Here is a 13,283-nt window from a genome sequence, read left to right as displayed (position 1 = left end):
CTTAATGCACCTCATTTCTTAATTCATCTACTATATTCAGCTTATTAATGAATTTATTTTGAAGAACCATTCTTTCTATCAATAAGATAATTATGAATAAGACAGTCATACTAGAAAGTGTCACCATATTAAAAGTACCTAATATAAGAGACATGATTGAGGAGATTAGAGTAGAACTCACTACAACTATAGATATACTTCCCAAAGTTTCTACCATGGATATTCTTTGAAGATCCTTTTTTAATAATCCTGATATCAAAAGAAGTACAAGTTCTTTTTTTCTTTGCATAAGAAGATGAGATTCCAATACAATATCAATAAGTACACTAATAACTAGAATCACACCCGCAAATGTAAACATCATATTCTTATAGTAAGAATCAAGACTATTCATAGCCTCTCTATCAGTGAATGAATCATTAATTCTATATCCCTTTGATTCATAATAGTCTATCAATTCATTCAATTCGTTATAGGTATTAGTCTTAATAATATAACCTATATAACGTGGTGTACATCCTGATTGTTTATAGATATCCTGAAGAATTGCATACGGAACATAGATATATCTCTGACTCTTTGATACATAATGAACCTTTTTATTATTCCTAAATACACCATTGATATCAAATGTATGGGTTGTCTGATGCATTCCTTTTTGATCAGTGATATAAAGATCTAAATTCACTCTATTATCAGATAATCCCTGATTCAACAGATAATAACTCTCATTATCCATATAGATTCCTGTCTTTGTTTCTTGAATATTTCTATCTATATATTTAGAAAGATCATCATCCTTGAAATAAGGCACAAGATAGACATCTTCTCCTTCTATTTGAGTATATATTTTATATAGAGGAAACGTATTCTTGTCATCTATTTTTATGAAATGAGAATAATCTTGATCCACATAACTATGCTTATCCTTAGTAATAATAGCCTTATTTTCTAATTGTCCTATCAGCATCTGCATACCTTGTTCTCTTGAATGATTGATAATACCAAGAATCATCTGTCCAGATACAAGAGACAAAATAAACACCATCATCATCAAAACATACATGAACCTATAATGTTTCACATAGTCCTTTACATACTCTTTATAGAACTTATGATCAACCTGAGAGATAACACCCTCTCCACATGGATCATCTGATATCATTGAAGAATTCACACTCAACTGATTATTTTCTAAAGTATAGACAACATCTGCATACTTCATACTTTCTTCTGAATGAGAAGCTAAAACTATTGTCATATGTGTACTTAGTTCTTTTAAGATATTGTATATTTCTATTTCATTTTCATGATCCAATGAAGCTGTAGGTTCATCTAAGACAAGTACTTGTGGATTACTTACAAGCGCTGTTGCGATAGAAAGTCTCTGTCTTTCCCCTAAAGATAGCGTCATGACATTTTGATTCAAAGTCACATCAAGATGCATCTTATCAAGATAATCCTGTATATCTTTATCAGATAAATGTTTATTATGAATATGTGCAAAATACTGTAATGTTCCTCTGACATCTAGATGAGCCAATAAATCATTTTCCTGTAATACATAGCTGATACATTCTTTTCTGATATTATTTCTATCTTTTTCTCCTATGAGACGATGATCATAATAGTATTGATACTTGCTTTTTGTATCCATAAGCGAAATACAATAGAGAAGAGCTGTCTTACCTGAACCACTCTTCCCTCTTATAAGAGTAATAGAATGTGCAGGAATAGAAATAGAGGCATGATCAAGAATAACCCTATCATATTCTATACAAATGTCCTTTAATTCAATCATATTATCATTCCCTTTCATATATATATTACACTTCTAATTATTTTTTTGTAAAGGCTTTCATTGTAATCAAAAAAACGAGCTGTAACGCTCAAAATAGTAATACATTCACACCGCACGATAGACTTAAAGCCATCATTAAAATTAACGCTACTATTCTTTTTATAAGAACCTCCTAATTTAAAATACTACATAGCAGCAAAATTAATTACGCATAAGAAAACAAAAAAAAGCAACAATATGATAAGAAAAATCAAAACGCATTTTAAAACCTTTTTTGAACGACGATTTCTACTTGCCAACTGTTCTACCACTCTCGCCAGTTCAACTGCTATCATATCTTCATTTTTCTCATCGGCAACATCTGATCCTATTAGTTTGCTCACAGACACATCTAATATTTCTGCCAATTTTATTAACATGTCGGCATCTGGAACTGATATTCCCTTTTCCCACTTCGAAATAGTTTGCCTCACAACGTTCAAGGCTTCTGCAACGTTTTCTTGCGTTAGGCCTTTTCGTTTTCTAAATATTTTCAAATTCTTGCTTAACATTTTATGGCTCCTCCTTCATTTGTTCACTCTATATATATCGTAAATAGTTGCGTTGCACAAGCAACACATATTAACATAGCGTAATTTTATCGTATAGTAGATTCTTTTTTGCAACAAAGCAATATTTTCACTCAATCTTCGGCACCTTTCAAATACATAGATTTCGCCATGGTGGAACCAGTAGTACTAGGCACTATTAACAAATACTTATCCCATCTCCTTATTAATCAATCATTAAAGGAATCGTAGATAAATATTTGAAGATCCACCTTGTCGCAACGGGGCATAACATCAGGAGATACCAGAAACTGAAGAAGAGAATCAAAGAAACAGAAAAAAAACAGATAAAACAAATCAAGGAAAGGTTTAAGGGCAAGAAAAAAACTCTGTATTAAATACAGAGTTTAGTGAGTCTGACCTTCAGCAGTCTTGATATCTTCCTGGTTTTCACCAATAGCTTTAACAGCTGCTTCAATACCAGTCACAATCTGTTCAAGACTTAATGATGGAGCAATTGGCTTACGATTAATAACCTGGCTAGTGATGAATGGAACATGCATGAATCCACCACGAACATCTGGATATTTATTTGCAAGTGTATAAAGTACACCATACATTAAATGGTTACATACATAAGTACCGGCAGTATTAGAAACACTTGCAGGAACACCTGCTTTACGAATTTCTTCAGCCATTGCCTTAATTGGTAATGTAGCGAAATAAGCAGTTTCTCCATCTTCGAATACTGGACCATCTAAAGGCTGATTTCCTTCATTATCAGGAATACGTGCATCATTGACATTGATTGCAACACGTTCTGGGTTTAAATCAAAACGTCCCCCAGCCTGTCCAATACATAATACAGCATCTGGTTTTTCTTTTTCGATTGCAGCAGCTACTGTATCGATAGATTTGTAGAATACTGTAGGAACCATAAGTTTTACAACTTCTACATCTCCTACCTGATCAGAAACTCTTTTAACAGCTTCCCAGGCAGGATTGATTGGTTCGCCACCAAATGGGTCGAAACCTGTTAATAATAATTTCATTTAAAAGCCTCCTTAAAATGCTAAAACGTACATTAAGATAATATGAATTACTAACATAATTAATGCAACTGGAACCTGAGTCATAATAATTCTGTATTTATTCTTAGTTTCCAGCAATGCAGCAGGCATGATATTGAAGTTTGCAGCCATAGGAGTCATTAATGTACCACAGTAACCTGCAGTTAAACCTAAAGCACCAACAACAATAGCATTTGCACCCTGTGCAATTAAGAATGGATAACCGATACCTACTGTAATAACAGCGAAAGCAGCGAAACCATTACCCATGATCATTGTAAATAATGCCATACCTACACAATAGAAGATAACCGCAATTAAGTGATTTCCTTCAGGGATAAGTGCACCTACACCAGCAGCGATAACAGCACCTACACCAGCTGCAGTAAATAATGAACCTAATGCAGATAATACCTGAGGTAAGATACCTGTAGAGCCAACATTATCATTTAATCTGACACCATCTTTGAAAGGTGTAGATAGTTTTGGTTTAAAGATAATATACGCAACGATTAATGCAGCAGCAGCACTAATACCAATCGCATTGTTTGCACCAAGATTTGGTAAGAAAGTTGCAACTAATACGGCCACAAGAGCTAAGCATACTGGTGGGATAAATGATTTATATCCATATTTGTCTGCATTATCACGAGTTTCCTTAGCAGTTGGGATATGTCTTGCAGCTGGTTTTACTAAACCTAAACCAGATAATACAGCAAGAAGAACAACGATTAAACCAGTAATCCAAGTTGGAATATATGGTCCAACCATAAATGTAACAGCAATTAAGAACCAGAAAATAGCAGTAGTCACTGGCTTTTCACAGTCTTTATTAGTTAAGGCATTAAACCCTGTTGCAGCAAAGATTGCACCAATGACGCAGTAGAATACTTCTGCGATAATAGTGGCTGTATTCCATTCAATTTGTAACATTGTTATTTGCCTCCTTTTCCATATTTCTTATTAAGTTTCTTATCGAACCATAAAGCATAAGCTCCACCAACAAAAACAGAAATAACTGCAATTGGAATAGACCATAATGCAATCTGGTTAGCAGTAACAACCTGGCTCACACCATGTGACTTAAATAATTCGTTTAAAGTTGAAACAATAAGTAATGTTCCTGAAGCACCCATGAAACAGTTCTGAGCAAAGAAGTTACCATAGTTTTCAGTAGCTGCAGCCATACCTTTGATCTGATCTTCTGTATCTTCATCAATATCACCATATTTCGCAATCGCAGCAGCCTGAGCCATTGGATTGATTAATGGACGGATGAACTGTGGATGACCACCAATTCTTAATGAGAATGCAGATGCAACAGTACGCACACCTTCCCAGATCACTAATAAGCGACCTGTAGTAGCATTCTTAATACCCTTAATCAAGTCTACCGCTTTATCACGTAAACCCATACGTTCACATAGACCTACAACTGGTAAAGTTAAAATAAATAAAGTTGCTGTACGGTTAGTTAAAAAGGCTGTACCTAGTGTATTTAAAATGTCCATGATAGACATACCACTGATTAAACCTGTTACTAAACCAGCAACAACAACTGTTGCAAGAGTATCGAATTTCATTACGAACCCAATAACGACAATTACGATACCGATAAGTTTAATAGCATCATTCATATGTTTTTCCTCTTTCTTCGTAATATGATAGAATAATTATACCAATAAATGTCGCTATATGCAAATTGATAAAGACAATATTTCATTAAAATACAAATTGAGTGCCCTTACATTTTACGATATTTGAACAAATAAAAAGAGGAGTACTATAATACTCCCCATTCAATCGGCTGGATAGCCTTGGCATGTCCATCTTTCATGATGACCTTATCATCTACAATAATAGTTGGATTATGTGTCACTAAATCAAAATGTCCACGGGCATTATGACTGCCTCCTAAGGCAAGATTTCTACCAAAACCAATATGGAATGTGCCAAAAGCTGATTCATCTTCAATATAGCTGGCTCCACGACACTTAGATATTGTATTTAAACCTATTCCAAATTCTGCGGCACAATACATTTCTAAATCATCAAATGATTCTAAGTATTCTTTCAGTTTACGTCCATCTTCTGTATCTTCGATATAAGTGATATAACCATTCTCTATTTTTATTTCTACAGGTTTATCCACTATTCCTATATATCCCATTGATCCATCTAATATAAGTGTCCCATTTGTATGATATTCTACTGGTGGTATATAGATTTCAAAGCTGGATGATGAACATTTTCCTACTTCCCATAATGAACCATGGAAGATACCTGGAAAACGATCTGTGATATCAAAGGTGAGGTCTGTACCACGTTTAGTCGTGACATGTATTGTTTTCGCATCACGTAATTCCCAGAACATTGGCATTCCAAGCATTGTGGCTTCATCAGGATCCATTTTTAAGAATTCCTGTTCAAATAATGATTCACCATTATTTGTAGACATTGGCATGGATAAGAACTGTGCGCCACGTGAAAGTGCATAGTTCACAGCATCTGTTGTAATAAATGAATAATTCGTTGCACCTACTATCGCATCTGCTTTAGCCATTTCCCATTTTAAATCATCTATACTTTTACCATTTTGTATTTCATGTGATTTTAACTGGACAACCTTACAATTAGCACCAATATGATTACATGCTTTTAAGAAGGCATCTGCTTCTTTAAGTTTTGTTTCATCTGTTACAAAATATACTAAATTATCTTTTGTAAGATGGAGCCAGTCTTCCACAACTATTCTTGCTCCTTCATTTATATTCATGTAAAATCAACCTCCGATAATCATTATATATAAAATCAAGATTTCTTGCGATACATATGATTGAAAACTACTCAACAACTTGTATTGCAGCTCAAACAGATACGACTCCTTCTGTTCTTATCTGTATCGCAAAGAAGCTAAGTTATTCAGTAAGTTTAGAAGACTTGGTGTAGATGCAAGAACCTATACAAATGGACACCTATTACCAGAAGTACTCAATAATAAGAGAAAAGTCTTATAAGAAAAACTGGCGCAATTAACAGAATTCCGCCAGTTCAATAATACTATTCTTAAGAATGAAGAATAGAGTCTCCATTTGTTTCAATGATTTCTTTATATTCTTCATAAGAATCTTTTAGTTTTCTTTCAAGTGTTCCATGTCCATCATTAAAACGATCAACATAGACAAAACCATAACGCTTCTTCATTTCTCCAGTACCTGCAGAAACAACATCAATAGGTCCCCAATATAAGTAACCCATACATTCAACACCATCTAGAATGGCTTCATGAACATATTTTAAATGTTCCTTGATATAGTACATTCTATATTCATCATGAATATGTCCTGTTTCATCTAAATTTTCATCTAATCCAATACCATTTTCTACAATAAAGAGTGGTAAATGATAACGATCATAGAGGATATTCATAACATAACGGATACCTTTTGGATCAACTGGCCAGCACCAAGGTTCTGGTGAACATTCCTTTACAAATGGATTAGCACGTCCTTTTAATCCACCTGTATTACCATCCATAACAACAGACTGATCATATGTACTAGAACGATAATAACTAAATGAGAAGAATGCGACTGTATTTTCTTTTATTAACTGTAATTCATCTTCTCTCATTTCAGGTGCACAGTCATGTTCTCTCCATACACGTTTTACATAACCAGGAATTTCTCCTAAACAGAAGACATCACCAAAATAGAAATTATTTAATCTTACTGTATTATATGCCCCAAAGACATTATCAGGATTACAGTCATATGGATATGTTGCAACAGATGAACATGTTAACATACATCCTACTTGTGCATCTTTATCAATTTCACGGCATAGTTTAACTGTCCAAGCATTGGCTACACAGATATTATAGTAAGCAAGCCACTTATCTTTTTCAGTTGTTGAACCAATAGGATCACTTGGATCTTTTGGATTATCAATAGTCAATACTCCACCTGCCACTAGTGGGTTGATCATCATATTATTGACTTCATTAAATGTTAGCCAGTATTTTACTTTACCCTTGTATCTATTGAATACTGTAGTTACGTAACGTTTCCAGAAGTCAATGAGTTTACGATTACTCCATCCACCATATTCTGTAATAAGATGTAGAGGTGTTTCATAATGACTTAATGTGATCACTGGTTCCATACCCAATTCCAACATTGTTTCAAACATATCATCATAGAAAGCTAAACCTTTTTCATTAGGTGTTTCTTCATCCCCGTTAGGGAAGATTCTACCCCAGGCAATAGATGTTCTAAAGCAGTTAAAGCCCATACCAGACATTAATTGTAAGTCTTCTTTATATCTATGATAGAAGTCAATGGCTTCATGACTTAAGTATGCTTTATTAGGATCTAAGCACATTTCATATTTCTTTGTTTCTTCATTCCATTTAATACCAGGATCCTTAGAACCAATACCCACCATTACATCAGTGACATTAGGTTGTTTACCATCTTCTAGCCAGGCTCCTTCACATTGATTGGCAGCAACAGCGCCACCCCATAAAAAATTCTTTGGAAAACTCATATTCTTTTCCCTCCTATACATTTCTATTCTAATCTAAAATAAGAAAAGATATGTTGTTCTTTCCATTTGTGAAAAACGTTTCCAGATATAGAAAAATCATAACCCTTTCAAAAGAAAGTGTTATGATTTTATTTTGATTCATTTAAATATTCTAAATATTTCAAGAAGAGAAAATCCGCAACAAGAAAGAATTGAGCTGTACATCCATAAAGTTTATCTGTCATACCTAAATGAAATGTATAATACTTAAAAGTGATCATCTCATCACAATATTTAGATAATAAACAGTTGTTAGTTTTTGCCAAACCAACCCTAGGTACTTTCATTCCTTTTAATATACGTGCTAAAGTCACCGCATCTTCATTATCTCCCGAAAGAGAAATAATAATAAGCATATCACGTTCAGTCACATTACTTATAAGCGTATCTAATTCCGTCCCATGACCTGCAATATGCAATACTTTATTAGAATAAAGAAACTGTCTTCTTAATTCATTGGCTATATTATTTTGTAAAACACCTGTTCCATATACGAAAATACGTTCAGCGTGATGAATCATACTACAAACATGAGTAAAATCATGATTCTTCAATTCATCAATTGTTTTAACAAAACCATCACATGCCTCATCAATAATCTGAGGTGTGAATTCTGATTTTTGTGATAAATCCCATTTAATACGCTCAATTTAAGAAAATTGTTGCTTTGAGTAATCTTATTCAGCGAATATACCATAACGATATTCGTAATATGCTTCCTTAAGTGAAATAGGCATAGGTGTAGCTCTTACCATTTCATTACTGAAAGCCTCAGTATCCATCATCATTCTTAGAATCTCAGATGCCATTTCCTTTCTCTTGAATGTATACTTAGCCTGCTTCTTAAGAAGCAGGAAATCTAGATAACCTTGTATGTATCTGGTGCCAACGCCTCTTGTTGTCTGTATCATTGAGCTTACTTCTGTCATCATCTCATTGACAGCTCCTAATGATTTACCATCATCAGTAAGATATCTCTTCTCTAAAGGAGATGTCTTTATCTTATTGTTTACTGCTTCAAGATAGTTGGCAAACTGCTGTATGCTTGCCTTTGAATCTGATATGAACTCTTCCACATCCTTAAAGTAGTCTTTATTCGCTTTATATTTATCGAATGACTCACTTCCAAGACCTGATACCTGCATCATCATATGATCATTTTCATCTGTAGCACAGACAATGGCAACCTTGTGATGAGATATTCCTCTATATGCAGCCTGTTTACCTCTTTTCTTTGAGTATCTAGGCATATTTTGAGGACGTGTTCCCTTTAGGTTTATACTTTTATACTGTGTATCTATTTCAACTTCACCAGATAATTTCTGATGACCCATGATTTCAGATGCTGCATGATAAAGTTTATGACGCATATAGAAGCAGGTCGTCTTGCTTGTCTCTAAGACTTGAGCCTCACCCTCTAGAGGCATTTTATATAGTTCCAGTTCAATGAAGTGAAGCCACTGGTCCAAAGTAAAATGAGACCAGTAGAATAAGGTGTTGGTTCTATCACTAAAAGACTTGTGACAGTCAAGACAGATATATCTCTGATGTCTGTTCTTATCTTTTCCATTCTTCTTGAAATGGACTGAACCACATATAGGGCATGCCTTATGAGATGGATCAATGTCTTCATCATCCTGTTCATATAATGATTCGATAAGTTTATTTACATAATCCTTATCCTTAGATCTTAAATAGTTTTTTACCTGGTTTTCAGTTATCATAGCACTCACCTGACCTTTTAAGATCATTTTACAACTGTTCGAGAAATGATGATTTGAGTTAGGTGGCTATAAAGTAGAAAAATAGGCGTTAAGTTAAATTTAATGATCTAGTAGCAACATTTTTCATAAACTTAGCGATTTAATATAAAACTTTAGTTCACTAAAACCATCTAGCCCCAATTTCTTGGTAAAACGCAATATACTTGTATGTGATACATTGCATTCATGTGCCAATTCATGAATAGAAATCTTTTGACATTCTCTTTTATGATGCAATATATATTGCCAGATATAGAGATCAATTTCATTTAATTGAGCATAGTTGCTTTCTACTAATTTATCTAAAGACATTACTGCTCACCTCGTCTTTTTACATATTCCATATAATAAGCAACAAGAAAATCAATTAATATAAAGTAGTTTCCTGCCAGATCTTCCATTCTATCCCTATGAGTCATAATGGAAAATAATTTTACATGTAGATTATAATCAGCAAGATGCGATAATGTACTTTCTTTATTCACTGTAAGAGCCACAATAATAACACCATTTAGCTTCAATTGATTAATATAATCTAATAAGTGCCTATTTTCGCCTGAATAAGAAATTGCGATAAAAATATCACCTCTTTCAAGCAAATCTGTATAAGCACTAAAATCTGCAAATGCATCTATATCAAGAAATAGTTTTCCTGCAGAAGAAAATGCACGCTTCAAATGATTTGCAGCATGATTTTGAATAGTCCCTGTACCATGAACATATAAGTTCTTCGCATTATAAATACTTTCTACAATACCACGATAATTATACTCTCTATACTGTTTCAAAGTATCTACATAAAAGTTATACATATTATCTGCAATAGCACTTTTATCAGCCATCTGATTATCAATGCGTAAAAAGACCTTTAATTCCGCATAGCCTTTTAATCCTAAACGTTTAGAAAAGCGTAATATCGTACTACGTGATACATTACATTTTGAAGCCAGATCATCTATGGATAAACGTTCACATTCTTTTCTATGACGAATGATATAATTCCATATATAAAGATCATTTTCATTAAGCGATTGATAGTTCTTATTTACTAGTTCTTCTAATCTCATACACTACCTCTAAAATTATATCTTTACGTTATTTTACACCATTAGCGTTAATATTAAAATAGGATGTACTTTTAAGTACATCCTACAAGTATTGATATTGTCACATATGCCCACTGTGTGACTTATTCGTATTCAATTAAGGGAGTGTCAACTATACGAACATCTTTATCAGTATGGTAATTCACTATTTTATGATCACCAGGTTTTACAATAACCAGCATTGTAATATCATTGATTCCTTCTTTTTCTAACTTATCTTTATCATAAGAAATCAACAATTCGCCTGTTTCTACCTGATTGCCAGTAGTAACATGCGTTTCAAAACCTTCACCAAGTAAATTAACTGTATCTAACCCTACATGGATCAGCATCTCTAACCCGTCTTCAGTCTTAATTCCTAAAGCATGCTTTGTATTATCCATCACCATAGATATTGTACCATTACATGGTGCATAAATTTTTCCTTCATCAGGAATTACAGCAATGCCATCGCCCATCATCTTTGTTGCAAACACTTCATCAGGTACATCTTCAATGGCAACGCTTCTGCCGTTTGCCATTGAATAAAGTACCTTGTTTTTTTTCTTTTTAAATAAGTTAAACATCTTATTTTAATTCAGGCCAGAAGTCTTTGTTTGCTTCAATTAAATCATCAAGAATTAATTTAGCAACTCTAGCACTTGGTACTGTCTTAGATAGAGTGATTGCCTGCCATAATTTCTGATAGCTTCCTGTAATCCATGCATCAACAACAAGTTTTTCTACTGATACCTGCTGTTCCATTAAGCCCTTCTGGAATTGTGGGATAGAACCCTGACAGATCTTTTCGTAACCATTCTTACCTACGATACAAGGAATTTCTACCATTGCAGTACTGTCGAAGTTTTCAATTGCACCTCCGTTAGGAACAATTAATAACATCTTTTCTTTAGTATTCTTAGCAATAGCGCAAGCTAAGTCAACGATGTATTCTGCATGTGCATCTGGTTCAAATCCACCATTAACTGCTGTACCCTTTTCAATAATATTTCTACAAGCTGTGAAGACATGTTTTTCACGATGTTCCATAACTTCGTTTGCACGAGTATGGTTAGGGTCTGTATGTTCTACTACATAGTCTGGGAATAAGTAGTATTTTAAATAAGTATTTGGAATAGTGTCTGGATCTAGTGCATATACATCTTTCGCTTTTGCGAATGTTTCAATCCAGCTCTGTTCTACATGCTGATTTGTGTTAGATAAAGCATCTGCGAAACCATTTGCAGCCATATGCTTCTTGATTTCAGGCATTAAATCATTACCTTCTTTATCTTCAATCTTATGCCACCAGCCAAAGTGGTTTAATCCATAGTATCCAACATTCATTTCTTTACGAGATTTTAATCCTACCATGTTAGCCATCTTTTCTTCAAGGTCAACTGGCATATCACAGATATTTAGGATTTTAGAGTTAGGACGTAATCTTCTAGTTGCTTCAGCAACGATAGCAGCTGGATTTGAATAGTTTAACATCCAAGCATTTGGTGAATATTTTTCCATATAGTCAAGAATTTCGATAACACCACCAATTGAACGCATACCATAAGCAATACCACCAGGGCCACAAGTTTCCTGACCAACAACATTGTATTTCATTGGGATCTTTTCATCTTTTTCACGCATTGCATATAAACCTACACGAATATGACACATTACGAAATCAACATCTGTGAAAGCTTCTTCTGGATCTGTTGTATATGAGAATTCGATTTCTGGAGCATTCTCTTTTACATAGATTTCACAAGCCTTTGCGACTGTTTCCTGACGTTCTGCAAAGTTATCATAGAATTTGATCTTTCTGATTGGGAAACGATCCATATGATCTAATAACAATAAACAAATACCTGGTGTGAAAGTACTACCTCCACCTGCAATAACTACTGAATATTTCTTTTCCATTTTCTTTTTCTCCTTTTATTTTACATTAATCTAATCGTTACAAATAAGCATAGAGCTGAGAAGGCAATCACGATCAAGCTTCCACCACCACTATAGAAAAAGTGTTTTACAGTGAATTCCTTGAGTGTTTGAATGACCTTGATATTGTATGTTTTCACAGTCACATAGAACAGGTAACCAACAATCATGAAATAAAGACTATTTAAGGTAAGTGCCTGTGCCAACATCAATAACACAAAGTTCATACACACATATGCCATATCCCCTTCTTTTAGTTTCTTCTGGGCAATGTTTAATAGATATGCAATATATGGATTAACCATTGCGATTAAGAAGATTAGTGCAGCCTTAGGTTCCCTGCTTAATAGTTCCGGTAAAGCAAGCGACCCCATTCCTGCAGAAAGTGATAGATACAAATATGCAATAAATGGTGTGATCATTAAGAATACTTTGACAATCATGTAATATCTATCTAATTTTCTTGTCATTGTATTCAACCTCCTCTCTCT

General features: G+C 33.9%; 14 protein-coding genes. All 14 read right to left on the bottom strand.

The genetic code is table 11. The annotated features are described in order from the left end of the window. Position 1 precedes the first annotated feature (1 nt). Positions 2-1,801, bottom strand: a complete 1,800-nt coding sequence (locus NQ499_RS00345; protein WP_155812635.1) for an ATP-binding cassette domain-containing protein — start codon at positions 1,799-1,801, stop codon at positions 2-4. Between the two features lie 185 nt (positions 1,802-1,986). Further along, positions 1,987-2,352, bottom strand: coding sequence for a helix-turn-helix domain-containing protein (locus NQ499_RS00340; RefSeq protein WP_006505551.1), 366 nt, complete (start codon positions 2,350-2,352; stop codon positions 1,987-1,989). A 404-nt stretch (positions 2,353-2,756) separates the two neighbouring features. Continuing rightward, positions 2,757-3,401 (bottom strand): pyroglutamyl-peptidase I, encoded by a 645-nt coding sequence (gene pcp / locus NQ499_RS00335; protein ID WP_006505552.1) that lies wholly within the window; start codon positions 3,399-3,401, stop codon positions 2,757-2,759. A gap of 12 nt (positions 3,402-3,413) precedes the next feature. After that, positions 3,414-4,352: a DUF979 domain-containing protein gene (locus NQ499_RS00330; protein WP_006505553.1), complete on the bottom strand. Its 939-nt coding sequence runs from the start codon at positions 4,350-4,352 to the stop codon at positions 3,414-3,416. A 2-nt stretch (positions 4,353-4,354) separates the two neighbouring features. Then, entirely contained in the window at positions 4,355-5,056 is a 702-nt protein-coding gene (locus NQ499_RS00325; protein WP_006505554.1) for a DUF969 domain-containing protein, read from the bottom strand. A gap of 146 nt (positions 5,057-5,202) precedes the next feature. Continuing rightward, a complete protein-coding gene (locus NQ499_RS00320; protein ID WP_006505555.1) occupies positions 5,203-6,195 on the bottom strand; it encodes a M29 family metallopeptidase in 993 nt (330 codons plus the stop codon). A 290-nt stretch (positions 6,196-6,485) separates the two neighbouring features. Then, entirely contained in the window at positions 6,486-7,967 is a 1,482-nt protein-coding gene (locus NQ499_RS00315) for a glycoside hydrolase family 1 protein (RefSeq protein WP_040389839.1), read from the bottom strand. A gap of 128 nt (positions 7,968-8,095) precedes the next feature. After that, positions 8,096-8,527: an SIS domain-containing protein gene (locus tag NQ499_RS00310; RefSeq protein ID WP_259848563.1), complete on the bottom strand. Its 432-nt coding sequence runs from the start codon at positions 8,525-8,527 to the stop codon at positions 8,096-8,098. A 156-nt stretch (positions 8,528-8,683) separates the two neighbouring features. Beyond that, on the bottom strand, positions 8,684-9,730 hold the full coding sequence (locus NQ499_RS00305) for an IS1/IS1595 family N-terminal zinc-binding domain-containing protein (protein ID WP_040389582.1): 1,047 nt from the start codon (positions 9,728-9,730) through the stop codon (positions 8,684-8,686). A 123-nt stretch (positions 9,731-9,853) separates the two neighbouring features. Beyond that, positions 9,854-10,081, bottom strand: a complete 228-nt coding sequence (locus NQ499_RS00300) for a MurR/RpiR family transcriptional regulator (RefSeq protein ID WP_259848562.1) — start codon at positions 10,079-10,081, stop codon at positions 9,854-9,856. After that, complete coding sequence (locus NQ499_RS00295) at positions 10,081-10,836, bottom strand: MurR/RpiR family transcriptional regulator (protein WP_006504852.1); 756 nt, start codon at positions 10,834-10,836, stop codon at positions 10,081-10,083. The genes NQ499_RS00300 and NQ499_RS00295 overlap by 1 nt, the downstream gene beginning before the upstream one ends. A gap of 122 nt (positions 10,837-10,958) precedes the next feature. Continuing rightward, a complete protein-coding gene (locus tag NQ499_RS00290) occupies positions 10,959-11,396 on the bottom strand; it encodes a PTS sugar transporter subunit IIA (protein ID WP_006504853.1) in 438 nt (145 codons plus the stop codon). Positions 11,397-11,442: 46 nt separating this feature from the next. Further along, positions 11,443-12,774, bottom strand: coding sequence for a 6-phospho-alpha-glucosidase (locus NQ499_RS00285; RefSeq protein ID WP_006504854.1), 1,332 nt, complete (start codon positions 12,772-12,774; stop codon positions 11,443-11,445). 20 nt (positions 12,775-12,794) lie between these two features. Beyond that, positions 12,795-13,262, bottom strand: coding sequence for a hypothetical protein (locus NQ499_RS00280; RefSeq protein ID WP_006504855.1), 468 nt, complete (start codon positions 13,260-13,262; stop codon positions 12,795-12,797). Positions 13,263-13,283: the final 21 nt, after the last annotated feature.

Origin of the sequence: Catenibacterium mitsuokai (genome assembly GCF_025148785.1) — a bacterium.
Lineage (GTDB): Bacteria > Bacillota_I > Bacilli_A > Erysipelotrichales > Coprobacillaceae > Catenibacterium > Catenibacterium mitsuoka.
This window is presented reverse-complemented; position numbering and strand designations above follow the sequence as displayed.